Below are 22368 nucleotides of genomic sequence, written 5' to 3' on the forward strand. Positions count from 1 at the left end.
CCGACCGTCGAGGGACGGACGCGGCCCGCCTATCCGCCGAGGCGTCGGTCCCGGTACGCCGGCAGCCCGTCGTCGGTGGCGACCCAGCTTAGCCTGGTCGCGACGTGCGTGTGGTCGCGCGGCGGCACGGCCTCCGGATCGTCCAGAGAGGCGGTGGTGACGTCGATCTCATCCGGGGTCTGCGCCGCGGCGAAGGTCAGCGACGTGCCGCAGCGCCGGCAGAAGCAGCGCGTCGCACCGGGGCTGGAGGCGTAGCGCGCCGGTTCCCCCGCCACCCAGCGGAAGCCCTCCCGGGGCACGCTGAACCAGGCCACCATCGGCGCCCCGGCCGCGCGCCGGCACATGCCGCAGTGGCAGATGGTCGGGTGGAAGGGCGCGCCCTCCGCCTCGTACCGCACCTGCCCGCACAGGCAGCCACCCTGGAGCATCGGCATCTCTCCGCCCGGACCGCCGGGCCACCTCCCCGCGCGGCGGCACCGTCCCATGGGCGGCGATCCGATGCCAGGGCGGGCAGGGCGACGACCGCGCCGTCCTTCGCCGGGCGGCGTCAGATCACGGTGAAGCCATGCGCGAAGGGATCGCGATCGTCCACGAAGATGGTATTGTACCCCGTCATCCGCGCCCAGCCGCCGACGGAGGGGATGATCGCCTCGCGCCCGCCGACGGTCGTCGCGGCCTCGACGCGGCCATGGAAGAGCGAGCCGATGATGCTCTCGTGGACGAAGTCCTCGCCCACCGCGAGCTGTCCCAGCGCCGCGCGCTGCGCCATGCGGGCGGAGGTGCCGGTGCCGCAGGGGGAGCGGTCGATCGCCTTCTCGCCATAGAACACGGCGTTGCGGGCATCGGCGCCCTCGCGGGTCGGCGCGCCAGTCCAGAGGATGTGGCTCAGCCCGCGGATCTCCGGCTCCAGCGGGTGGACGAACTCGTATCGCTCGTTCAGCGCGCGGCGCAGCAGCGGGCTCATCCGCACCAGCTCGCCCGCGGAGAAATCGGCCATGTCGCGGAAGCGCTCCTGCGGTTCCACGATGGCGTAGAAGTTGCCGCCATAGGCGACGTCCACCACCACCTCGCCGAGGCCGGGGATCTCCGCCGCCAGCCCGCGCCCGTGCAGGAAGGAGGGGACGTTGGTGATCCGCACCTCCTCCACATGCGCGCCCTCCTGCCGGTATTCCGCCACCACCACCCCGGCCGGGGCGTCGAGGCGCAGCACGCCCGGCGTACGCGGCGTCACCAGCCCCTGCTCGATCGCCATCGTCACCGTGCCGATGGTGCCGTGGCCGCACATGGGCAGGCAGCCGGAGGTCTCGATGAACAGGATGCCCGCGTCGCAATCGGGCCGCGTCGGCGGGTAGAGGATGGAGCCGGACATCATGTCGTGGCCGCGCGGCTCGAACATCAGCGCGGTGCGGATCCAGTCGAACTCGGCCAGGAAATGCGCGCGCTTCTCGATCATGGTCGCGCCCTCCAGCCGCGGCCCGCCGCCGGCGACCAGGCGCACCGGATTGCCGCAGGTATGGCCGTCCACGCAGAAGAATGTGTGCTTCGCCATGGCTGTTCCGGTTCAGAAGCGGTCGGGACGGAAGGGCTCCAGCGGCAGGCTGGGCGGGGCGCCGCCGATCAGCTCGGCGACCAGCCGTCCGGTGCCCGCGCTCTGGGTCAGGCCGAGATGGCCATGGCCGAAGGCATAGACCACGCGCGGCGTGGCGCGGGAAGGGCCGATCACCGGCAGGCTGTCGGGCAGCGAGGGGCGGAACCCCATCCACCGCGTCCCGCCCTCCGTCCGCAGCCCCGGGAGGAAAGCCGCCGCCTTGCGCAGCATGGCATCCGAGCGGGCGAAGTTCGGCGGCCGCTTCAGCCCGCCCAGCTCCACCGCACCGCCGATGCGGATGCCCGTGGCGAGCGGCGTCGCCACGAAGCCGTGCCCGCCGAAGGTGAGCTGCCGGCGCAGGTCGAAGGCACCGGGCGGCAGGGTGGTGTTGTAGCCGCGCTCCGTCTCCAGCGGGATGCGATCGCCCAGGGCGGCGGCCAGCGGGCGAGACCAGGCGCCGCCCGCGACCACCGCCCGCGCCGCCCGCAGGGTCCCGCCGCCCGCCAGTTCCAGCCGCACCCCCTCCCCCTCCGGGGCCAGGCGTCGCACCTCGGCGCGGGTCAGCGCGACGCCCTGTGCCAGCAGGTGGTCGGCCAGGGAGCGGGCGAAGAGGTAGGGATCGTCCACCGTCTGCCAGTCGGGCGTGAAGCTGCCCACCACGAAGCGCGGCGACAGGCCCGGCTGCGACGCGGCCAGCTCCGCGCCGCGCAGATGCGCGAAGCGGATGCCCTCGGCCTCGCGCGCCGCCCAGCCGGGCAGGGAGGCGCGCCACTCCGCCTCGGACTCGAACAGCTCCAGGTTGCCGTCGTCGCGGACCCGTCCCCCCAGGCCGGCCCCGGCCACCATCTCCCGCATCGCCTCCGCGGCGACCCGCATCAGCCCCGCCTGGGCCAGCGCGGCCGCGGCGTAGCGGTCGGGCCGGCTGGCGCGCCAGAAGCGCCACAGCCAGGGCGCGATGGCCGGCGCATGGGCCGGCGGCACGGAGAGCGGGCCGAGCGGGTCCAGCAGCCAGCGCGGCGCCTTGCGCATGATTCCGGGCGAGGCGAGCGGCAGGATGTCGGTGAAGGCGAAGGCGCCGGCATTGCCGCGGCTGGCGCCCTCGGCGATGCCGCCCCGCTCGATCAGCCGGACCCGGTGGCCGGCGGCGTGGAGGTGGTAGGCGACGGCCAGGCCGACGATGCCGGCGCCGATCACGGCGACCTCCCCCGGGCCCTCGCTCACCGCCATCCCCTCGGCAGCGCACCCCTGCCCCGACGCGCCATCCATCGCATGCCGCCGCCCGGTCCCTGGGTTCCCCCCTCATCATGTGGGCCCTGCGCCCGGCGCGCCAGACGCCGCCCCGACCTGGACGGCCGGCCCGCCCCGTACAAGCCCTTGTGACACCCGCGCCCGGGCGGCCCCGGCTCGTTCCCTTCCCCTGCCCCCGGGAGCAAGGTTGCGGACGGATGAGGGGTTGGCATGGCGATTCTGCGGAAAGTCCTGCTGGCGGTGGCTGCCGTCGGGGTCCTGGCAGGTGGAGGCTACGCAGCCTGGCGCCACTTCGGCCGCGAGCCTGCCCTGCCCTCCTACATCGTCGCGACCAACGGCCGCATCGAGGCGGAGCAGTTCGACATCGCCAGCAAGATCGCCGGGCGCGTCGTGGAGGTGGCGGTCGAGGAAGGCCAGATGGTCGCGGCCGGGGCGGTGGTGGCCCGGCTGGACGATTCGACCCTCCAGGCCCAGCTCCGCGCCGCCGAGGCCCAGGTGGCCGAGGCGCAGCAGGCCATCGCCTCGGCCGAGGCGGAGCGGCTGCGCGCCGCCAGCACCCGGCAGCTCGCCCAGACGGAGCTGGCGCGTACCCAGGAGCTGGCCCGGCGGGGCTTCGCCCCCACCGAGCAGCTCGACCAGCGCCGCTCCACCCTGGAGGTCGCGGAGGCCACGGTCGCCACCGCCGAGGCCGGGCGCCGCCGCGCCGAGGCGACCCTCGCCGCCGCCCAGGCCAACGCCGCCCAGGTCCGCACCCTGCTGGACGACACGGTGCTGGCCGCGCCGCGCGCCGGGCGCGTGCTGTACCGGCTGGTCCGCAGCGGCGAGGTGGTGGCCGCGGGCGGCCGCATCGCCACGCTGATCGACCCGACCGACGTGTCGATGGTCGTCTTCCTCCCCGCCGCCCAGGCCGGGCAGCTCGCTTACGGGGCGGAGGCGCGGCTCGTGCTCGATCCCATCCCGCAATACGTGCTGCCGGCGACCGTCAGCTTCGTCGCGCCCGAGGCGCAGTTCACCCCGCGCCAGGTGGAGACGGCGCAGGAGCGCGGCAACCTGATGTTCCGCGTCAAGCTGCGCCTGCCGGAATCGCTGCTCCAGGCGCATGTCGAGCAGGTGAAGGGTGGCGTGCGCGGCCTGGGCTACGTCCGGCTGGACACCGCGCAGCCCTGGCCGGAGCAGCTTCAGGTCCGCCTGCCGTGACCGCGGCGCCCGCCGCCACGTTGCACGATGTCCGGCACCACTATGGGCGCGTCGCCGCGCTGGACGGGGTGAGCCTCGACATCCCCGCCGGGGTGATGGCGGGTCTGGTGGGTCCCGACGGGGTGGGCAAGTCCACCCTGCTGGGCCTGCTCGCCGGGGTGCGCCGGCCGCAGGAGGGGGAGATCACGGCGCTCGGCGGCGACCTGCGCGATCCGCAGGTGCTGGTCCGGGCGCGGCAGCGCATCGCCTACATGCCCCAGGGGCTGGGGCGGAACCTGTACCAGACGCTGTCGGTGGCGGAGAACATCGACTACTTCGCCCGGCTCTTCGGCCAGGGTGCCGCGGAACGGAAGCAGCGCGCGGCGGAGCTGACGCGCGCCACCGGCCTCTCCCGCTTCCTGGACCGGCCGGCCGGCAAGCTCTCGGGCGGCATGAAGCAGAAGCTCTCCCTCTGCTGCGCGCTGGTGCGCGACCCCGACCTGCTGATCCTGGACGAGCCCACCACCGGCGTCGATCCGCTCTCCCGCCGGCAGTTCTGGACCCTGATCGACCGGCTGCGCGAGCGGCGCCCGCAGATGAACGTGCTGGTCGCCACCGCCTACATGGACGAGGCGCAGCGCTTCGACTGGCTGGCGGCGATGGATGCGGGGAAGGTCATCGCCACCGGCAGCCCGGCGGAGATCCTAGCGCGCACCAGCACCGACAGCCTGGAGGCGGCCTTCATCGCCCTGATGCCGGAGGAGCGGCGCCGCGGCTACCAGCCCGTGGTCATCACCCCGCCGACCCCGCATCCCGGCGAGGCGCCGGTGATCGAGGCGAAGGGCCTGACCAAGCGCTTCGGCGACTTCGTGGCGGTGGACCACGTGAACCTCCGCATCGGCCGGGGCGAGATCTTCGGCTTCCTGGGCTCCAACGGCTCGGGCAAGAGCACGACGATGCGCATGCTGACCGGGCTGCTGCCGGCCAGCGAGGGCGAGGCGCGCATCCTGGGCCAGCGCCCCGGCGCAGGCGGCGACGCGCGGCGGCAGGTCGGCTACATGTCCCAGTCCTTCTCGCTCTATGGCGAGCTGACGGTGCGGCAGAACCTCCAGCTGCATGCCGACCTGTTCCACCTGCCGTCCGACCGCGCCGCCGCGCGCATCGCCGCGGTGCTGCACGATTTCGACCTGGAGGGCGTCGCCGACGCCGCACCGGAATCCCTGCCGCTGGGCGTGCGGCAGCGGCTCCAGCTCGCGGCGGCCATGGTGCACGAGCCAGCGCTGCTGATCCTGGACGAGCCGACCTCGGGCGTCGATCCGGTGGCGCGCGACCTGTTCTGGCGACACCTGCTGCGCCTGTCGCGGGAGCAGGGGGTGACGATCTTCATCTCCACCCACTTCATGAACGAGGCGGAGCGCTGCGACCGCATCTCGTTGCAGCATGCCGGCCGCATCCTGGCCATGGGCCCGCCGGCCGAGCTGGTGGCGCAGCGCCACGCCGCCTCGCTGGAGGAGGCCTTCATCGGCTGGCTGGAGGAGGCCGCCGGGTCGCAGGACGGGGGGGACGCCCCGCTGCCGGAGCTGCCGTCCGGCGCGCGGCCGGCCGGGTCCTGGGTCTTCGACCCGCGCCGCCTGCTGGCCTGCGCCTGGCGGGAATCGCTGGAGCTGCTGCGCGACCCGATCCGCCTCGCCTTCGCGCTGCTGGGGCCGCTGCTGCTGACGCTCGCCTTCGGCTTCGGCATCTCCTTCGATGTCGAGAACCTGCCCTATGCGGTGCTGGACGGCGACCGCACGCCGGAGAGCCGCGGGCTGCTGGAGAGCTTCGCCGGCTCCCGGTACTTCTCGGAGCGGCCGCCGCTCGCCGATGCGGCGGAGGCCGAGGCGCGCCTGCAGGCGGCCCGGATCGCCCTGGCGGTGGAGATTCCGCCGGGCTTCGGCCACGACCTGCGCCGCGGCGACCGGCCGGAGGTCGCGGTGGCCGTCGACGGCGCCATGCCCTTCCGCGCGGAGACGGCGCGCAGCTACGTGCTGGGCCTGGCGCAGACCTGGCTGCGCGACCAGCAGGCGCTCTCGCCCCTGCCGTACAGCCCCGCGCTGCTGACCCTCGAATCCCGCTTCCGCTACAATCAGGCCTTCCGCAGCGCCGTCGCCATCGTGCCCGGCGTGATCATGCTGATGCTGATGCTGGTCCCCGCCATGCTCTCCGCCGTCGGCGTGGTGCGGGAGAAGGAGAGCGGCGCCATCGCCAACTTCCGCGCCACCCCCGTCACGGCGCCGGAATTCCTGATCGGCAAGCAGATCCCCTACATCGCCATCGCCCTGACCAGCTTCGTCACGCTGCTGCTGGTCGCCTGGCTGGTCTTCGACGTGCCCGTGCTGGGCTCCGGCGCCGCGCTGGCGGCGGGGGCGGTGCTCTACGTGCTGGCCTCCACCGGCTTCGGCCTGCTGGTCTCCGCCTTCGTCTCCAGCCAGGTGGCGGCGATCTTCGCCGCGGCCATCCTCTCCATCGTCCCGGCCGTGAACTTCTCCGGCCTGCTGGTGCCCACGGCCTCCCTCGCCGGCCCGGCGCGCGGCATCGGCCTCGCCTTCCCCGCGAGCTGGTTCCAGCAGATCTCGATCGGGGCGATGAGCAAGGGGCTGCGCTTCGCCGAGCTGTGGCACAACCACCTGATGCTGGCGGGCTTCGCCCTGCTGTTCATCGGCGCCGCCGCGCTGCTGCTGCGCAAGCAGGAGGCCTGACGCCTTGGGCCGCCTGTCCAACATCCTCTGGCTGGGGCTGAAGGAGCTGCGGGTGCTGCGCGCCGACCCGGTGCTGCTGGTGCTGCTGGCCTACACCTTCACCGTCGCCGTCTATACCGTCGCCACGGGGATGAAGACGGAGGTCCGCAACGCCGCCGTGGCGGTGGTGGACGAGGACCGCTCCGACCTCTCGCGCAGCCTCGCCGCCGCGCTGCTGCCGCCGCAGTTCCGGCCGGCCGTGCCCATTGCCGCGCCCGAGGTCGGGTCGGCTTTGGATGCCGGGCGCTTCACCTTCGTGCTGCAGATCCCGCCGCGCTTCGAATCGGACCTGCTGTCCGGCCATCCGGCGACGCTGGGGCTGGAGGTGGACGCCACGGCCATGTCCCAGGCGGGCAACGGCGCCTCCTATATCGGGCAGATCGTCCAGGCGGAGGTGGCGCAGCGCCTGGGCAGTCCGGCGGAGCCGCTGGACCTGGTGATCCGCACCCGCTTCAACCCGAACAGCCAGTCGGAATGGTTCACCTCCGTCATGCAGGTGGTGAACAGCACGCTGATCCTCTCCATCATCCTGCCCGGCGCCGCCCTGCTGCGCGAGCGCGAGCACGGCACGCTGGAGCACCTCCTGGCCATGCCGGTCGGGCCGCTGGAGATCCTGCTGGCCAAGATCGGCGCCAATGCGCTGGTCATCGTCGGCGCCGCCGTGCTGTCGCTGCTCTTCGTGGTGCGCGGGCTGCTGGGGGTGCCGGTCGCCGGCTCCATCCCCCTCTTCGTGCTGTGCACCGTGCTGTTCCAGGTCTCCGTCGCGGCGCTGGGCATCCTGCTGGCGACGATGACCAGCACCACGGGACAGTTCGGCCTGCTCGCCCTGCCGGCCATCATCCTGATGATGCTGCTCTCCGGCAGCATGACGCCGCTGGAAAGCATGCCCGACTGGCTGCAATACGCGGTGCAGGCGCTGCCCACGACCCAGTTCGTCGCCATCGCCCAGGCCATCCTCTACCGCGGCGCCGGGCTGGAGGTGGTGGCACCGCGTATGGCCGCCCTCGCGGCGTTGGGCCTCGGCTTCCTGAGCGTCACCTTCCTGCGCCTGCGTGCGACCCTGGCGGGATGATCGCGGACGGTGCGATGCCCTGATCCATGCCGGCACGGGCTGCGCCCGTGGCCCGGGGGCAAGGCGCTGCCTCGCCCCCGTACCCCCACTCCGCCAGGACCCTGCGGGCCCTGGACCCGATCAGCGCTGCCGCGGGACAGCCTGCGACGGGGTCGAGGCGCCGAGGAGCCATGCTCCTCGGCAGGCACGGCCGCAGCATTCGCTGATGCCTATGAAGCTTTTTCAGGGGTCCGCCTGTCCGCGCTCCGTCAGGGTTCAGCCCGGAGGCTGACGGCAGCAGCCAGCGCCAGACTCCCAGCGGGACCGGGGCCCGCTTGTGGCCCCGGCAGGGGAGGGTCTGGGAGGGGACGGCGTCCCCTCCCAGTGCCGCCGCCCGACCACGACGGCACGACGGGTCAGGTCATCCGGTCGCCCGGATCAGGCAACCTTGTCCCAGTCCGGCGCGAAATCCGGGTTCACCATGCGTCCGTTCTTGGGCAGGGCGGCGATGGCGGCGCGATCCTCGTCGTCCAGGCGCAGCTTCAGCGCATCGAGGTTGGACTGCTGGTTGGCCCGGCCGCTGGCCTTGGGCACGGCTGCCACCCCGTCCTGCTCCAGCAGCCAGGCCAGCGCGACCTGCGACGGAGCCGCGCCGTGCTTGCGCGCGATCGCCTGCATCGCCGGCAGGTCGGCCACGGTGTTGCGCGCGATGGGGCTGTAGGCGGTCAGCGCGATCTTGCGCGGCTGCATGTAGCCCAGCAGCGCCGCCTGGCTCAGCAGCACATGGTACTCGACCTGGTTGCAGGCGACGGGGACGCCGAGTTCCTCGACCACCTGCCGCAGCAGCGCGAGCGGGAAGTTGGCGACGCCGATCGCCCGCGCCTTGCCCTCCTCCTTCAGACGCACCAGCGCCTCCATCGTGCGCGGCAGGTCCCAGTCCTTGGCCGGCCAGTGGATCAGGAAGAGGTCCACGTACTCCGTGCGCAGCGCCCGCAGGCTGTTCTCCATGGAGCGGCGCATGGCCTCCGGGGCGAGGCTGTCCCACCAGACCTTGGTGGTGACGTGGATCTCGCCGCGCGGCACGGGGGCGCCGGCCAGCGCCTCGCCGATCGCCGCCTCGTTCTCGTAGCGCGCCGCGGTGTCGACGTGGCGGTAGCCGAGTTCCAGCCCCTGCCGCACCGCCCGCGTGCACTCCTCGCCCAGCATCGGCCAGGTGCCGAGTCCCAGCTTGGGCATATGCAGGCCGTGTTCCGTGATCGTCGGTGTCATGCGGTGGCCGCCTTCCGGTCGATGGGGGGCGGCACCGTTCCGCAGGATGCCGCCCCGGTCAATGATGGCGGGTCAATGATGGCGGGTCAGAACGGCTTCACGATCACCATGATCACGATGACGATCATCAGCACCGTCGGAACCTCGTTGACGATGCGCCAGTAGCGCGCCGTGTGGTCGCGGCGGTCGGCCGCGAAGCCCTTGCGCGCCACGGCGAGGTGGCCGTGCAGCGCGCTCATCAGCACGAAGCCGGTCATCTTCAGGTGCCACCAGCCGGCGGACCAGTCCACCACGCCGGGGATGGAGACCAGCAGCAGGCCGAGGAGCCAGGCCGCCCCCATCGCGGGATTGATGATGGCCCGCAGCAGGCGGCGCTCCATCACCTTGAAGGTCTCGCTCTGCGGCGAGCCGGGCGGCACGTCGCTGTGGTATACGTAGAGGCGCGGCAGGTAGAACATGCCGGCCATCCAGGCGATCACCGCGATCAGGTGCAGCGCCTTGATCCAGGGGTACCAGGCGGCCAGCGCGCTCATCGGCCCGCCTCCGCCAGCAGCCCCAGCCGGGCCGGCAGCTCCTCCAGCCGCCCGACCGTCTCGCGGGCGCCCGCGGCCAGCAGCGCCTCCGGGGCGCCGTGCCCGGCGAAGGCCAGCACGCGGCAGCCCGCCGCGGCGCCGGCGCGCACGCCGACGACGCTGTCCTCGATCACCGCGCAATCCTCCGGCCGGGCGCCGCAGGCGGCGGCCGCGGCGCGGTAGATGTCGGGCCAGGGCTTGGGCCGCTCCACGTCCTGGAAGGAGAAGACGCGCCCCTCGAAGGCCCAGGCGAAGCCCAGCTTCTCCAGCTTCACCCGCAGCTCCTCGCGCGAGGAGTTGGAGGCGAGCGCCAGCGGCAGGCCCGCCTGCCGCAGCCGGCGCAACAGCGCCTCGGCCCCCGGCATGGGGGGCACCTCGCGGGCCATGGTCTGCGTGACGCGGCGGGTGAAGTCGTCGAGCCAGCCAGGCGGCAGGGGGCCGGTGCGGGCTTCGATCAGGGGCACCATGTCGGGCAGGGACAGGCCCAGGAAGGTCCTGCCGGACTGCGCCGGGGTCAGCGCCCAGCCGCGTTCCGTCATCTCGGCCGAGATCAGCCGGTCCACGATGCCCTCGCTGTCCGCCAGCACGCCGTCGCAGTCGAACAGCACCGCCGCCGGACGGGAGGGCGCCGGGCGGGGATGGTGCGGCGCGCTCATGCCGGGGCCTCCGCCGGGGCGCGCCGCGCGACCGTGGCGCGCCCATGCGGGCAGTCGCCATGGCGCTTCGGGCATTGCCGCCCGCCGGCCCAGGAGCACAGCCTCTCCCCCGCCCCGTCCGCCCGTCGCAGGGTGGCGGCGCCACGCCCCGCCGCCGCGCGGGCATGGCGCACCAGCCCGGCGAGAGAGGCGATGAAGCCGGGGTCGGAATTCTGCGCGGGAACGCGGAAATAGCCGGGGATGCCCAGCCTGTGCGCCACCTCGCGGTACTCCACGTCCAGTTCCACCAGCGTCTCCGAATGCTCCGACACGAAGGCGATGGGGCAGACCAGCACGGCCACCCCGTCGCGCGCCGCGGCCTCCAGCTCCTCCTCGATCGAGGGGGAGATCCACTTCTGCGGCGTGGCGCGGGACTGGTAGCAGGTGCGGGCGTCCAGCCCCTCGATCCCCAGCTTCTCCACCACGGCCGCGACGCTGCGCTCCACCTGCCACTGGTAGGGGTCGCCGTGGGCAACGATGCTCTCCGGCAGCCCGTGCGCCGAGAACAGCACCCGCAGCCCCGTCCCCTCCGGCGTGGCGGCCCGCGCCTCCTCCCAGCTCCGCCGCACGATCGCGGCGGTGGCGGCGGCGTAGCCCTCGTCCGAGTGCCAGCAGCACAGCGCCGCCGCCGGCACGTCCAGCCCGGCCGCCTTCGCCGCCGCGTGCCAGTCGTCCAGGCTGCTGCCCGTGGTCGTGGTGCTGAACTGCGGGTAGAGCGGCAGCAGCACCACCTCGTCCGGCTTCCATTCCGCGACCTCGCGCGCCGTCTGCGCCGCGAAGGGGTGCCAGTAGCGCATGGCGACGAAGCAGCGCGCCTCCGCCTCGCCGGCCAGGGCGGCCTCCAGCGCCTGGCCCTGCTCCTGCGTCAGCTCCAGCAGGGGCGAGCGGCCGCCCAGGATCGCGTAGTTCTCGCTGGCCGGCTTCAGCCGCCGCCAGGCGATCAGCCGCCCCAGCAGGGGCCGCAGCACGCCGGGGACACGCAGGATGGCGGGGTCGGTGAAGAGGTTCACCAGGAAGGGCCGGATCGCCGCGGGCGAATCCGGCCCGCCCAGGTTCATCAGGACGATCGCGACGCGGGGCCTGGCGGCGGAACCGGCGGGACCGGGCCCGGCCGGGGCGGTCCGGGCGGGGGGAGAGACGGCGGTCGGGGCTGTGGCAGTCATGGATGGGCGGGAGATGACACGCGCCGCGCTCCGGTCAAGGCGATCCGACGCCAAACCCGCGCGAGGGCGCCCCGCGCCAGGCGGCCGGCGGCGCCGCATGGCCGACCCGCGACGGGTTGCCCCCGACCCCGCCGGACCCTAGGTGGTGGCCAACCGCCCCGCCCGCCGGGGCCACCCCTCGCACGGGATACAGAATCCTTCCGATGAGCGACGACGCCCGTACCCACACCCCGCCGGGGGCCGAGCCCGCGACCGGCGCGAACGACGATACCCCCGCCCCCTCCCCCGAGGCCGTGGCCGGCCCGGAGCGGATCGCCGCGCTTGAGGCGGAGGTCGCCGCGCTGAACGAGAAGTGGCTGCGCGCGGAGGCCGAGGCGCAGAACGCCCGCAACCGGCACCGCAAGGAGCTGGAGGACGCGCGCAACTACGCCGTGCAGAAGTTCGCGACCGACGTGGCCGAGGCCGCCGACAACCTGCGCCGCGGGCTGGAAAGCCTGCCCCCCGCCGCCGAGGGCGAGCCGGAGCTGCTGGCCAAGCTGCGCGGCGGCTTCGAGGGGGTGGAGCGCGCCTTCCTCGGAATCCTGGAGCGCAACGGCGTGAAGCGGGTCGATGCCGCCGGCCAGCCCTTCGACCCCGCGCTGCACCAGGCGATGGCGGAGCAGCCCGCCCCGCCGGGCGTGGCGCCGGGCACGGTGATCCAGGCCTGGACCCCCGCCTGGACCCTGAACGGCCGGCTGCTGAAGCCCGCCATGGTGGTCGTCGCGGGCCAGCCGGCCGGCTGATCCCTGCAGGCCCCGGGGAGAATCCTCGGGGACCCTCTGGGCGCCCCCCCGGGCAGCCCCGGGAGGAGCCCGCCACAGGCCGCGACGGCTCAGCCCGGCGCGGCGTCGGGTCGCGCGATGCCGAACCGCTCCAGGCGGTGGGCACGGTCGGCATTCACCGCCCCCTCGGGCAGGCGCCCGGCCGCCAGCGCCTCCACCTGCCGCACCGTGTCGAAGGCCTGGTGCCGCACCGCCTCCGGCGTCAGCCCCCCGATATGCGGGGTGGCGATGACGTCCGGCCGCCCGGCCAGCCGGGGCGAGGGCATCTGGTCCGGCGCCCGGCCGACATCCATCGCCGCCCCGGCCAGGTGGCCACGGTCCAGCGCCGCCTCCAGCGCCGCCTCGTCCACCAGATTCCCGCGCGAGAGGTTGAGCAGGCAGCTCCCCCGCGGCATGGCGGCGAAGGCCGCCGCGTCCAGCAGGCCCTCCGTCTCGGGCGTCGCCGGGGCCAGGCAGCACAGGAAGCGCGAGCGCGCGAGCAGATCCGGCAGGGCGAGCTGCTCCATCCCCGGCCCCGCCTGCCGGTGCGGATCGGACACCAGCACCCGCATGCCCAGCGCCTGGGCCAACGCCGCCAGCCGCTGGCCGATCACGCCATAGCCGATGATCCCGAGCGTCGCGCCCGAGAGCTGCTGCCCCATCCGGGCCGCCGGGGGCTGGCCCCCGCGGTAGCCGCAGACGGAGTGGCTGATGCCCCGGGCCAGGTCCACCAGGAAGCCGACCGCCAGCTCCGCGACCGAATCCGCGAAGCCCGGCGTGGCGCGGCAGACCAGCACGCCATGCCGGCCTGCGGCCTCGAGGTCGATGTTGCGGATATCCACCGCCACGCGCAGGAAGGCCACCAGATCCGGCAGGGCGGCGAAGACCGCCGGGTCGCCCGCCGCCTGCCGGTCGGCGACGATGACCTGGCAGCCAGCCGCCAGCGTCGCCAGCCGGGCGGCATCCGGCGGGTGGCTGTCCGTGTTGAGGCGGAGCTCGCCCTGCCGGCGCAGCGCCGCCAGCGCCTCCTCGCCGTAGTAGTTGTCCCGGTCCCGGGGGGTGTGGGTCAGCAGGATGCGCATGGCGGCCACCTCCTTACCATGCGCGGCCGGGGCAGGCTTGAGTCGGGACGCCGGCCCTGCTGGAAGCGGGACCGGGACAACCCCGGAAGGAGCCCCGCATGACCGTGCCGGCCCAGGCGCCGCGTCAGTCGCCCGGTCGCTCTCCGGCGCCGTGATCCCGCTGCTGCATTTCGGCCGCCCGCCCCGGCCCGCGGCGGCGCCCCGGCCACCCTCCGATCCGGGCCGGCTCTACCGCTGGTGCTGGCGCGCCCGCCTGCCGGAGCGGCATGGGCAGCCTTGCCGGATGCTCGCGCGTGGCACGCTGAACTCGTGCCTGCTCGAATTCGAGGACGGGACGCGCGTCATCACGAGCCGCAACGCGATCCGGCGGATCGCGCCGGGCTGAAACGGCCCCTGCGGCCCTTCAGGCCGGGGAGCCGGCCTCCCCTGCCGGGGCAGGGCGCCCGGCGCGCTCCGGGCGCGTCCGGCGCCGCAGCCGCGCCGCCAGCATCTCGCGCAGGATGCGGCGCCGGATGCCTTTGTTGCTGCCGGCCGGATCGGACCACCACCAGCCGTCCCGCTGCATCGCCCGGGCGGCCGCGACGAAGCGCTCGGCGACGGCGGCGAAATCCGCCTCCGTGTAGTTCAGGCTGAAGATCAGCCGCCCCGTCCCGACCCAGCTCAGGAACAGCCCCTCGGCGCGCAGGTAGTACTGGAACATCCAGTTGTAGCGGGAGGGCACAGCGTAGCAGATCGTCCAGATCGTCGAGAGGTTGGCGACCCGCACGGGCAACCCCTCCTCCGCCAGCCTCCGGTTCAGCCGCGCCGCCCGCCCGTTCCAGCGCTCGTCCAGCCCGTCGTAGAGGCCCCCTGCCGTCGCCTCCTCCAACTGGCGCAGGAACTCGTTCATCGCGCCCATCACGTAGGGGTGGGCGTTGAAGGTGCCGCGGGCGAAGCAGATCTGCGCCGGCCGGTCGTCGCGGTAGCGCTGCATCAGCCGGCGCGGCCCGCACAGCACGCCGACCGGCAGGCCCCCGCCCAGGGTCTTGCCATAGGTCACGAGGTCGGGCTCGACGCCGAAATACTCGCGCGCGCCGCCCGCGGCGAGGCGGAAGCCGACGAAGACCTCGTCGAAGATCAGGACGATGCCGCGCGCGCGGCACACCTCGCGGAGCTGCCGCAGCCAGGCGGCATAGGCCGCCCGGTCCACCCCCGCGGCGCGGCCGCCATCGACCAGCGCGCCGTCGGACGGCGCGCCGGCATTGGGATGCAGCGCCTGGAGCGGGTTGACGAGGACGCAGGCGATGTCCCGCCGCGTGCGCAGCACGGCCAGCGTGCGCTCCGACATCTCCGACAGGGTGAAGGTGGCGCGCGCCGGCATCGGATTGCCCACGCCGGGCTGCACCTCGTCCCACCAGCCGTGATAGGCGCCGCAGAAGCGCACGATGCGCCGCCGCCCGGTGTGGTAACGGGCCAGGCGCACCGCCTGCATCACCGCCTCCGTCCCCGACATGTGGAAGGAGAACTCGTCGAAGCCGGTCAGGGCGCGCAGGCGGCGCAGGTTGTCCGCCACCACCGGGTGATAGGCGCCGAGCACCGGGCCCAGCTCCGCGACGCGCCCGGCGCCGCGGGCGATGCAGTCCTTGTAGGCATCGTAGCCGAGCAGGTTGACGCCGTAGGAGCCGGCGAGGTCGTGGAAGACGTTGCCGTCCAGATCCGTCACCGTGACGCCGGAGGCGGCGGCGAGGCAGGCGCCGGAGGGGAGGTGCCGGCGGACGACACGGCTGTACTGGAACGGCACCCGGTAGATGCTGGTGAAGCGCAGGTCGGCCATGCCGTCCCGGATCTCGTCCGTCAGCGCGATCGTCCGGGCGAAGCGTTCGCGGTAGAGCGCCGCGAGACGATGGAAGCCGTCGCGGCGGCGCGCGGCGACCTCCTCCGGCGGGTCGTCCGAACGAAAGAACGCTGCCTCGTCGTAGTCGTAGAAAGGGAGGAGCGAGGCGACGCGCGACGCCATGCGCGCATGTCCGGTCAGCGACGGGTGCTTCGCGCGCGACAGCCGCAGGCGCGCGCGGGCTTTGACGAGCCCGGCGGAAAGTGCGATGGCGCCGGTCGCGAGGAGCAGCGGATTCATGGCCGTTCGATCTCCACGCCGATCAGGACAGGATACCGCTGATGCTCCGCTCGACGCTGGCGGCGATCGCGCGGCAGGAAGACCTGAACTTCCTGCTCACCAACCGCATCCCCCGCCGCCTCGCGACGCGCTTCATCGGCTGGTTCAGCAGGATCGAGAATCCCCTCATCCGCGAGGCGTCCCTCGCCACCTGGCGGCTCTTCTCCGACCTCGATCTGTCCGAGGCGAAGTCGGCGCGGTTCCGCAGCCTGCACGACTGCTTCATCCGCGAGCTGAAGGACGGTGCCCGCCCCGTCGATCCCGACCCGGCCGTGCTGGCCAGCCCCTGCGACGCGATCGTCGGCGCCTGCGGCCGCGTCGACGATGGTCGCGTGCTTCAGGTGAAGGGCTTCCCCTACACGCTCGACGACCTGCTCGGTGCGGGCGAGCGGTCGCGCCGCTTCCGCGACGGCACCTATGTGACGCTGCGGCTGACCGCCGCCATGTACCATCGCTTCCACGCGCCGCATGACGGGCGGATCGAGACGGTGACCTACAAATCCGGCGACACCTGGAACGTCAACCCGATCGCGCTGAAGCGCATCGAGAAGCTGTTCTGCAAGAACGAGCGCGCGCTGATCGACATGACGCTGAAGCGGGGCGGCCACCCGCTCCTGCTCGTCCCGGTGGCCGCCATCCTGGTTGCCAGCATCCGGCTGCACGCGCTGGGCACGGGCTTCGACCTGCGCCGCTCGGCGGGGCGCAGCATCCCCTGCGGCCAGGACGTGCGGAAGGGTCAGGAACTGGGGTGGTTCGAGCACGGATCGACCATCATCCTCTTCGCGCCGGGCGGCTTACGGCTGTGCGACGCGGTGCGCGAGGGCGCGCGCATCCGCATGGGCGAGCCGCTGCTGCACCTTCCGCCCGCCGCCTGACCGGGCCATCAGCCCCCCAGGCCCGTGCCCACCAGCGCGTCGCGCAGTTGCGCCGTGCTCGCCTCCCAGGACCAGCGCAGCGCATGGCGGCGGCAGGCGCCGCGATCGGCCTCCAGCGCGCCGAGGCAAGCGGCGCGCAGGTCCTCGTGCAGCAGGCCGACCCGTTCCCCTGCCCCGCCCAGCACGTCCAGCGGGCCGGTGACGGGATAGGCGGCGACCGGCGTGCCGCTGGCCAGCGCCTCCAGCAGCACCAGGCCGAAGGTGTCGGTGCGCGAAGGGAAGACGAAGACGTCCGCGCCGGCATAGGAGGCCGCGAGGCTGCCGCCCTGCCGCTGGCCGACGAAGACGGCCCCCGGGAAGCGCGCCGCCAGCGCGGCACGCTGCGGCCCGTCGCCGACGACCACCTTGCTGCCGGGCAGGTCGAGCGAGAGGAAGGCTTCCAGGTTCTTCTCCACCGCGACGCGGCCGACGGAGAGGAAGACCGGGCGCGGCAGCCCCTCCCAGGGATCGCGCGGCTCCGGGCGGAAGCGCTCCAGATCCACGCCGCGCGTCCAGCGGCGCAGCCCATGGAAGCCCTGTGCCTCCAGTTCGCGCTGCAAGGACGGCGTCGCCACCAGCGTCGCCACCGCAGGCGCGTGGAAACGGCGCAGCATCGCCCAGGACCAGGCCAGCGGCACCCGGGCGCGCGCCCACAGGTAGTCCGGGAACTTCGTGTGGAAGGAGGTGGTGAAGGGCCAGCCACGCTCCAGGCACAGCCGCCGCGCCGCCCATCCCAGCGGCCCCTCGGTGGCGATATGGACGGCCTGCGGCGCGATGCCGTCGAGCATCCGCGCCAGGCGGCGTCGCGGCGCCACGGCCAGGCGTATCCCCGGGTAGCCCGGCAATGGCAGCGTGCGGAACCGGTCGGGACCGATGACCTCCACGGCGTCGCCGCGGCGGCGCAGGTGGCCCGCCACGGTGGAGAGGGTGCGCACCACGCCGTTAACCTGCGGCGTCCAGGCGTCGGTGACGATCACGATGCGCGCCCCTGCCGACAGCCCGGCCGAGCTTGCGCCGCCATCGCGCGTCAGGGCCGCGATCCCGCCATCGGGCGCCATCACGGCGACGCGCCTCCGCCGCCACGCCATGCCCAGCCATGATGCCGGACGGGCTTCGCCGGCGGTGTCGCCGGAGGTCGCGGCAGGGCTGCGGCGACCTTCAACGGAGTGGGCCGGTCACGGTGGGAAACGCCCTCGAAGTCGTGGCGCGGTGATGCCCGCACGCTTCGGTCCACGCACGTGAAGTTCCGATGACATCAGGGTTTTCGGCGATCCGCTCGCTGGATTCGGGCATCGCCCCGGCTATGGTGGCAGCATGGTGACGGTTCGGATGCCGTCCTGGGGAAGCCGGGCCTGGGCGTCCGCCGGCGGCGCGTGCCGCGGCCGCTCCGTTCCCCCGGCCCGACGTCGCTTCGCACAAGGCAGGTCAGAGACAGGCTGCATGACGACAGAGCTGAAGACACGGCAGGTCGCCGACGCCTATGACCGCTGGGCCGTGGTCTACGATCTCGTGTTCGGCCCCGTCTTCCGTGCCGGACGCGGGGCCGCCATCGCCGCCGCGAACGCGATCGGCGGGCGGGTGCTGGAGGTCGGCGTCGGCACCGGCCTGTCATTGGCGGGGTACGACCGGCGCCTCGACATCGTCGGCATCGACATCTCCGCCTCGATGCTGGAGAAGGCGCGCCAGCGCCGCGAACGGCTCGGGCTGGCCCATGTCGGGCGCCTCGCGGTCATGGATGCGGAGCGGCTGGACTTCCCGGACGATTCCTTCGACGTCGTCGTCGCGCAGTACGTCGTCACCGCCGTGCCGAATCCGGAGCGGGCGCTGGACGAGTTCGTCCGCGTGCTGCGGCCGGGCGGCGAGATCGTCATCACCACGCGGATCGGCGCGGAGACGGGTCTCCGCAGCGTGATCGAGAAGCGGCTGATGCCGCTGACCACCCAGCTCGGCTGGCGCACCGACTTCCCCTGGGAACGCTACGGCCGCTGGCTGGCGGCCAACCCCGCGCTGCGGCTGGCCGAGCGCCGGCCGCTGCCGCCGCTCGGCCACTTCTCGCTGCTGCGTGTCGCGAAGCCGGCGGCCGCGGCGGCCATGCCCGCGCCGCGGTCCGGGGCGGCGCAAGCCAGGTATCCCGCCGTGGCACGCGGCTGACCTCCCCACCTCCCTTCCGGACCCGGCGGCCGGGGCCCTTCCCCCTCGCCGCCCCGACGCCTGCTGGAGAACGACCGGTGATGAACGGCTTCCTCGAACACCTCCGCCTGCAACGCTGGGACGACCATCGCTACTACCACCACAGCCACGTCAACCAGGCACTGCACCTCGTCAGCGCGATCAGCTTCCTCTGTGCCTATGCGCTGCTGTTCAAGGATCCGGCGATGGCCGCCCTCGTCGGCTGGCTGGTGTCGATGACCAGCCGCCAGATCGGGCACCTGTTCTTCGAGCCGCGCGGCTACGACGTCGTGAACCAGGCGACGGACGAGTACAAGGAGGAGATCAAGGTCGGCTACAACATCCAGCGGAAGATCGTGCTGCTGACGATCTGGGCGCTCTCCCCGCTCGTCTTCGTCGCCAGCCCCACCCTGTTCGGCCTCATCGAGCCGCATGAGAGCTGGGGCGAGCTGGTCCGGCACGTCGGCTATCTCTGGCTGGCGCTGGCGGCGGGCGGGCTGCTGTTCCGCACGGTGCAGCTCTTCTTCGTCCGCGATATCCAGACCGGCCTCGTCTGGGCGACGAAGATCCTCACGGACCCCTTCCACGACATCAAGCTGTATCACCGCGCTCCGGCCTGCCTGCTCCGGGGCAAGCTGATCGACCACGCCCTGGTCGAGGAAGGGCGCCACGATTGACGCGGGCCGGCACGGCGGCGCTTCGCCACCGTGCCGGAACCGCCGGATCAACCCGCCTGCCGCGCCGCCTCGGCCTTCGCGATGGCCGCGTCGAGGTTCAGGATGCGGCGCGCATTGGCGCGGAACAGCTTCTCGACGATGGGCGGCTTGAAGCCCTGCATCTCCCACTCGTCCAGCGTCTGCCCCGGCGACCAGCCGGGATAGTCGGAGCCGAACATCACCTTGTCCTGCAACCGCCGCTGCATGTCGTGCTTGAGCGGCGCGGGGATGTATTTCGGTCCCCAGCCGGAGACGTCGATGGAGACGTTGCCCTTGTGCAGCGCCACCGCGATCAGCTCCTCCGTCCAGGGCCAGCCGGGATGGGCGGCGACGATGTTGAGGCGCGGGAAGTCGGCGGCGATGGCGTCGATGTGCAGCGGCCGCCCGTGCTCCAGCTTGAAGCCCAGCCCCCCCGGCTCGCCCGAGCCGATCGCGGTGGTGCCGCAATGGATCAGCGCCGGCGCGCCGAGGTCCTGCAACAGGTCCCAGATCGGGTAGAAATGCCTGCCCGACGGCGCGAAGCCCTGCACCGGCGGCTGGTACTTCACGCCCATCAGCTTCAAGTCGCGGATGGCGTGCTCGATCTCCTCCAGCCCCGAGCGGCCGCGCCAGGGATCGACCACCGCCCAGCCCGGCAGGAACACGTCCGGCCAGGCGGCGCAGAGCGCGGCGAGCTGGTCGTTGCCGTAGACCGCGCCCCCCGCCCCCGCCATCGCGTCCCAGGCGATGGGGATGGCCAGCGTGTCGTCGCGCCGGAAATCCTCGGCGATCACCTCGTCGGGCCGCGCGTCGAATCGGTCGCCGAACATGCGCTGCGCCGCCGGCACGAAGGGCGCGCTGGCCGCCACGTAGTCGGCGTTCATCGGATGCACGTGGACGTCGATGGCGCGCATCGGGCGCTCTCCCTTTCCTTCAGGCCGCGTCGCGCGCGGCGAACAGCGCATCCCACCCCGCGCGCAGCGGCGCGTGCGGCAGGTCGCGGGTGATCAGCACCAGGCGGGTGCGCGTGTCGCCGCCCGGCCATCGCTCCAGCGCCACCGGCGGGTGCAGCACGTGCTGCACGCCCTGCACCACCACCGGCCCCGGCTGCCCGGGCACGCCGACCAGCCCCTTCACCCGCAGCAGCCGCTCGCCGGCCTCGATCCGCACGCGGCGCAGCCAGGCGTCGAAGGCGCCCCAGTCCGGCGCCCGTTCCGACACCAGCGACAGCGCCGCCGTCTCCGCGCCATGCACCGCCTCCGCCCGCAGGCGCGAGGCCGGCAGCGCCGCCAGCCATTCCGCGACCGGCGCCGGCCCGTCCCGCCCCAGGAAGCGCGCCGGGAAGATCGCCGCCGGATCGGCCTCGCCCTGCCGCACCTCGGCCACCGGGGCCAGCGGGTTCAGCCGCGCCAGCACCGCCCGCAGCGCCGCCGCCTCCGGCGCGGCGAGGTCCGTCTTGGTCAGCAGCAGCCGGTCCGCCAGCGCCACCTGCGCCCGCGCCTCCGGATGCTCCGCGAGCTGCCCCTGGCCGAAGACCGCGTCCACCGTCGCCACCACCGCCTCCAGCCGCAGCACGCGCGACAGCAGCGGGTTGCGCAGCATCGCCTGGAGGATCGGCGCCGGATCGGCCAGCCCCGAGGGCTCCACGATCAGCCGCTCGAAGCGCGGCAACGCCCCCGCCTCGCGCCGGGTAAAAAGGCGCATCACCCCCGCCTCCCAGTCGCCGGAGAGGTTGCAGCACAGGCAGCCATTGGCCAGCACCACGCTGCGGTCGCCCTCCTCGCCGATCAGGTGCTGGTCGATCGGCACCGCGCCGAACTCGTTGATCGCCACCGCCGTGCCCGCCATCTCCGGGCGCCGCAGCAGCGCGTTCACCAGCGTCGTCTTGCCGCTGCCCAGGAAGCCGCCCAACAACGCCACGGGCAGCCGCGCGGCATCCTGCGCCTCGGGGGTGAAGCGGGTCATGCGTCGTGCCGCCCCCCGGGGTGAGGCGCTGCCTCCCCCCGATACCCCCCTCCGCCGGGGGCGAGCCGGCCCCCGGACCCCGGCGGGAGTCCGCCATCGGCCAGGGGTGGCGACAGCAGGTTTTCAGGGCCGCGAGCGAGGCGGCCGCCGTCGCCGGGGAGCCATGCTCCCCGGCGCGACCACGCCCCGTGAATGCGGGTCCAGGGGCTCTGCTCCTGGCGGATGAGAGGTATCGGGGAGAAGGCAGAGCCTTCTCCCCGGGCACCGGCGCAACGCCTCACTGCGGCGCCATGCGCAGCGCGCCATCCAGCCGGATGGTCTCGCCGTTCAGCACGCGGTTGCGCGCGATGGCGACCACCAGCTCCGCGAACTCCTCCGGCCGGCCGAGGCGCTTGGGGAAGAGCGGCTGCTGGCCCAGGGATTCGCGCACCTCGGCCGGCAGCCCGGCCATCAGCGGCGTGTCGAACAGGCCGGGGGCGATGGTGTTCACGCGGATGCCGAAGCGCGCCAGCTCGCGCGCGGCCGGCAGCGTCATGGCGACGATCCCGCCCTTGCTGGCGGCATAGGCCGTCTGGCCGATCTGCCCGTCATAGGCGGCGACGGAGGCGGTGCAGACCACCAGGCCACGCTCGCCCTGCTCATCGGGCGGCGTCTCCGCCATGCGCGCGGCGGCGAGGCGCAGCAGGTTGAAGGTGCCGCCCAGGTTCACCGCGACGACCCGGTTGAACGGGTCCAGCGGATGCGGCCCGTCGCGCCCGACCACGCGGCGGGCGGGGCCGACCCCGGCGCAGGCCACGGCGAGGCGCAGCGGGCCCAGCCCGGCGGCGGCGTCCACGGCGGCCTGCATCGCGTCCTCATCCGTCACGTCGCCCGCGATGGCGACGCCGCCGAGGCGTGCGGCCACGGCCTCGGCCGCCTCGGCGTTGCGGTCCAGCACGGCCACCCGCGCCCCGGCGGCGGCCAGGGCCTCGGCGGTGGCGGCGCCCAGGCCGGAGCCGCCCCCGGTGACCAGCACGGCGATGCCCTGGAGGTCCATGCGCGTCTCTCCCGTT

Annotated in this window: 21 protein-coding genes; 8 read left to right on the plus strand and 13 right to left on the minus strand. The window is 73.6% G+C overall.

Annotation, left to right across the window (positions count from 1 at the left end; translation table 11 throughout):
- Nucleotides 1-29 precede the first annotated feature (29 nt).
- The 3 genes from LPC08_RS13915 to LPC08_RS13925 all read right to left on the minus strand — a co-directional run bounded on the left by LPC08_RS13915 (nt 30) and on the right by LPC08_RS13925 (nt 2809).
- Entirely contained in the window at nt 30-428 is a 399-nt protein-coding gene (locus tag LPC08_RS13915) for a GFA family protein (protein ID WP_230448844.1), read from the minus strand.
- Nucleotides 429-547: 119 nt separating this feature from the next.
- Complete coding sequence (locus LPC08_RS13920; protein WP_230448845.1) at nt 548-1549, minus strand: 4-hydroxyproline epimerase; 1002 nt, start codon at nt 1547-1549, stop codon at nt 548-550.
- A gap of 12 nt (nt 1550-1561) precedes the next feature.
- Nucleotides 1562-2809, minus strand: coding sequence for an NAD(P)/FAD-dependent oxidoreductase (locus tag LPC08_RS13925; protein ID WP_230448846.1), 1248 nt, complete (start codon nt 2807-2809; stop codon nt 1562-1564).
- Between the two features lie 237 nt (nt 2810-3046).
- Here LPC08_RS13925 and LPC08_RS13930 point away from each other — a divergent pair, with 237 nt between their 5' ends.
- The 3 genes from LPC08_RS13930 to LPC08_RS13940 are packed head-to-tail and all read left to right on the plus strand — an operon-like array spanning nt 3047 to nt 7861.
- Nucleotides 3047-4033 carry an HlyD family secretion protein gene (locus tag LPC08_RS13930; protein ID WP_230448847.1) on the plus strand — a complete coding sequence of 329 codons (987 nt, stop codon included), beginning with the start codon at nt 3047-3049 and terminating at the stop codon, nt 4031-4033.
- Nucleotides 4030-6750 (plus strand): ribosome-associated ATPase/putative transporter RbbA, encoded by a 2721-nt coding sequence (gene rbbA / locus LPC08_RS13935; RefSeq protein ID WP_230448848.1) that lies wholly within the window; start codon nt 4030-4032, stop codon nt 6748-6750. The genes LPC08_RS13930 and rbbA overlap by 4 nt, the downstream gene beginning before the upstream one ends.
- 4 nt (nt 6751-6754) lie before the next feature.
- Nucleotides 6755-7861, plus strand: coding sequence for an ABC transporter permease (locus LPC08_RS13940; protein WP_230448849.1), 1107 nt, complete (start codon nt 6755-6757; stop codon nt 7859-7861).
- A 417-nt stretch (nt 7862-8278) separates the two neighbouring features.
- Here the strand turns inward: LPC08_RS13940 and LPC08_RS13945 are convergent, their stop codons facing one another.
- The 4 genes from LPC08_RS13945 to hemH all read right to left on the minus strand — a co-directional run bounded on the left by LPC08_RS13945 (nt 8279) and on the right by hemH (nt 11539).
- The gene (locus tag LPC08_RS13945) at nt 8279-9109 is read right to left on the minus strand and encodes an aldo/keto reductase (protein ID WP_230448850.1); all 831 of its coding nucleotides are present in this window, start codon (nt 9107-9109) and stop codon (nt 8279-8281) included.
- An 86-nt stretch (nt 9110-9195) separates the two neighbouring features.
- Nucleotides 9196-9642 carry a protoporphyrinogen oxidase HemJ gene (gene hemJ, locus LPC08_RS13950; protein ID WP_230448851.1) on the minus strand — a complete coding sequence of 149 codons (447 nt, stop codon included), beginning with the start codon at nt 9640-9642 and terminating at the stop codon, nt 9196-9198.
- Nucleotides 9639-10337, minus strand: a complete 699-nt coding sequence (locus tag LPC08_RS13955; protein WP_230448852.1) for an HAD family hydrolase — start codon at nt 10335-10337, stop codon at nt 9639-9641. The genes hemJ and LPC08_RS13955 overlap by 4 nt, the downstream gene beginning before the upstream one ends.
- On the minus strand, nt 10334-11539 hold the full coding sequence (gene hemH / locus LPC08_RS13960; RefSeq protein ID WP_255702273.1) for a ferrochelatase: 1206 nt from the start codon (nt 11537-11539) through the stop codon (nt 10334-10336). The genes LPC08_RS13955 and hemH overlap by 4 nt, the downstream gene beginning before the upstream one ends.
- A 203-nt stretch (nt 11540-11742) precedes the next feature.
- Between hemH and LPC08_RS13965 the strand changes: the two genes are divergently transcribed.
- On the plus strand, nt 11743-12321 hold the full coding sequence (locus LPC08_RS13965) for a nucleotide exchange factor GrpE (RefSeq protein ID WP_230448853.1): 579 nt from the start codon (nt 11743-11745) through the stop codon (nt 12319-12321).
- 89 nt (nt 12322-12410) lie between these two features.
- Here LPC08_RS13965 and LPC08_RS13970 read toward each other — a convergent pair whose 3' ends face one another.
- Nucleotides 12411-13421: an NAD(P)-dependent oxidoreductase gene (locus LPC08_RS13970; protein WP_230448854.1), complete on the minus strand. Its 1011-nt coding sequence runs from the start codon at nt 13419-13421 to the stop codon at nt 12411-12413.
- Between the two features lie 151 nt (nt 13422-13572).
- On the opposite strand from LPC08_RS13970, the gene LPC08_RS13975 reads away from it, so the two are divergent.
- On the plus strand, nt 13573-13806 hold the full coding sequence (locus LPC08_RS13975; RefSeq protein WP_230448855.1) for a hypothetical protein: 234 nt from the start codon (nt 13573-13575) through the stop codon (nt 13804-13806).
- Between the two features lie 18 nt (nt 13807-13824).
- Here LPC08_RS13975 and LPC08_RS13980 read toward each other — a convergent pair whose 3' ends face one another.
- Nucleotides 13825-15534, minus strand: a complete 1710-nt coding sequence (locus LPC08_RS13980) for an aminotransferase class III-fold pyridoxal phosphate-dependent enzyme (protein ID WP_230448856.1) — start codon at nt 15532-15534, stop codon at nt 13825-13827.
- Nucleotides 15535-15575: 41 nt separating this feature from the next.
- On the opposite strand from LPC08_RS13980, the gene asd reads away from it, so the two are divergent.
- Nucleotides 15576-16448, plus strand: a complete 873-nt coding sequence (asd, locus tag LPC08_RS13985; protein WP_230448857.1) for an archaetidylserine decarboxylase — start codon at nt 15576-15578, stop codon at nt 16446-16448.
- A gap of 8 nt (nt 16449-16456) precedes the next feature.
- Here asd and LPC08_RS13990 read toward each other — a convergent pair whose 3' ends face one another.
- Complete coding sequence (locus LPC08_RS13990) at nt 16457-17545, minus strand: glycosyltransferase family 4 protein (protein ID WP_230448858.1); 1089 nt, start codon at nt 17543-17545, stop codon at nt 16457-16459.
- Nucleotides 17546-17927: 382 nt separating this feature from the next.
- On the opposite strand from LPC08_RS13990, the gene LPC08_RS13995 reads away from it, so the two are divergent.
- Both LPC08_RS13995 and LPC08_RS14000 read left to right on the plus strand, forming a co-directional pair.
- Entirely contained in the window at nt 17928-18638 is a 711-nt protein-coding gene (locus LPC08_RS13995) for a class I SAM-dependent methyltransferase (RefSeq protein ID WP_230448859.1), read from the plus strand.
- 80 nt (nt 18639-18718) lie between these two features.
- On the plus strand, nt 18719-19333 hold the full coding sequence (locus LPC08_RS14000) for a hypothetical protein (RefSeq protein WP_230448860.1): 615 nt from the start codon (nt 18719-18721) through the stop codon (nt 19331-19333).
- A 47-nt stretch (nt 19334-19380) separates the two neighbouring features.
- Here the strand turns inward: LPC08_RS14000 and LPC08_RS14005 are convergent, their stop codons facing one another.
- The 3 genes from LPC08_RS14005 to LPC08_RS14015 all read right to left on the minus strand — a co-directional run bounded on the left by LPC08_RS14005 (nt 19381) and on the right by LPC08_RS14015 (nt 22352).
- On the minus strand, nt 19381-20265 hold the full coding sequence (locus LPC08_RS14005) for an amidohydrolase family protein (protein WP_230448861.1): 885 nt from the start codon (nt 20263-20265) through the stop codon (nt 19381-19383).
- 19 nt (nt 20266-20284) lie between these two features.
- Nucleotides 20285-21316 (minus strand): CobW family GTP-binding protein, encoded by a 1032-nt coding sequence (locus tag LPC08_RS14010; RefSeq protein WP_230448862.1) that lies wholly within the window; start codon nt 21314-21316, stop codon nt 20285-20287.
- Nucleotides 21317-21593: 277 nt separating this feature from the next.
- A complete protein-coding gene (locus tag LPC08_RS14015; RefSeq protein WP_230448863.1) occupies nt 21594-22352 on the minus strand; it encodes an SDR family NAD(P)-dependent oxidoreductase in 759 nt (252 codons plus the stop codon).
- Nucleotides 22353-22368: the final 16 nt, after the last annotated feature.

Source organism: Roseomonas sp. OT10 (assembly GCF_020991085.1).
GTDB classification, from domain to species: domain Bacteria; phylum Pseudomonadota; class Alphaproteobacteria; order Acetobacterales; family Acetobacteraceae; genus Roseomonas; species Roseomonas cutis.

Bases quoted from the DNA above. Each gene is read 5' to 3' on its own strand.
- LPC08_RS13915 (WP_230448844.1), bottom strand. From the start codon at position 428: ATGCTCCAGGGTGGCTGCCTGTGCGGGCAGGTGCGGTACGAGGCGGAG.
- LPC08_RS13920 (WP_230448845.1), bottom strand. From the start codon at position 1,549: ATGGCGAAGCACACATTCTTCTGCGTGGACGGCCATACCTGCGGCAAT.
- LPC08_RS13930 (WP_230448847.1), top strand. From the start codon at position 3,047: ATGGCGATTCTGCGGAAAGTCCTGCTGGCGGTGGCTGCCGTCGGGGTC.
- LPC08_RS13945 (WP_230448850.1), bottom strand. From the start codon at position 9,109: ATGACACCGACGATCACGGAACACGGCCTGCATATGCCCAAGCTGGGA.
- hemJ (WP_230448851.1), bottom strand. From the start codon at position 9,642: ATGAGCGCGCTGGCCGCCTGGTACCCCTGGATCAAGGCGCTGCACCTG.
- LPC08_RS13955 (WP_230448852.1), bottom strand. From the start codon at position 10,337: ATGAGCGCGCCGCACCATCCCCGCCCGGCGCCCTCCCGTCCGGCGGCG.
- hemH (WP_255702273.1), bottom strand. From the start codon at position 11,539: ATGACTGCCACAGCCCCGACCGCCGTCTCTCCCCCCGCCCGGACCGCC.
- LPC08_RS13965 (WP_230448853.1), top strand. From the start codon at position 11,743: ATGAGCGACGACGCCCGTACCCACACCCCGCCGGGGGCCGAGCCCGCG.
- LPC08_RS13970 (WP_230448854.1), bottom strand. From the start codon at position 13,421: ATGCGCATCCTGCTGACCCACACCCCCCGGGACCGGGACAACTACTAC.
- LPC08_RS13980 (WP_230448856.1), bottom strand. From the start codon at position 15,534: ATGAATCCGCTGCTCCTCGCGACCGGCGCCATCGCACTTTCCGCCGGG.
- asd (WP_230448857.1), top strand. From the start codon at position 15,576: ATGCTCCGCTCGACGCTGGCGGCGATCGCGCGGCAGGAAGACCTGAAC.
- LPC08_RS13990 (WP_230448858.1), bottom strand. From the start codon at position 17,545: ATGGCGCCCGATGGCGGGATCGCGGCCCTGACGCGCGATGGCGGCGCA.
- LPC08_RS13995 (WP_230448859.1), top strand. From the start codon at position 17,928: ATGACGACAGAGCTGAAGACACGGCAGGTCGCCGACGCCTATGACCGC.
- LPC08_RS14000 (WP_230448860.1), top strand. From the start codon at position 18,719: ATGAACGGCTTCCTCGAACACCTCCGCCTGCAACGCTGGGACGACCAT.
- LPC08_RS14005 (WP_230448861.1), bottom strand. From the start codon at position 20,265: ATGCGCGCCATCGACGTCCACGTGCATCCGATGAACGCCGACTACGTG.
- LPC08_RS14010 (WP_230448862.1), bottom strand. From the start codon at position 21,316: ATGACCCGCTTCACCCCCGAGGCGCAGGATGCCGCGCGGCTGCCCGTG.
- LPC08_RS14015 (WP_230448863.1), bottom strand. From the start codon at position 22,352: ATGGACCTCCAGGGCATCGCCGTGCTGGTCACCGGGGGCGGCTCCGGC.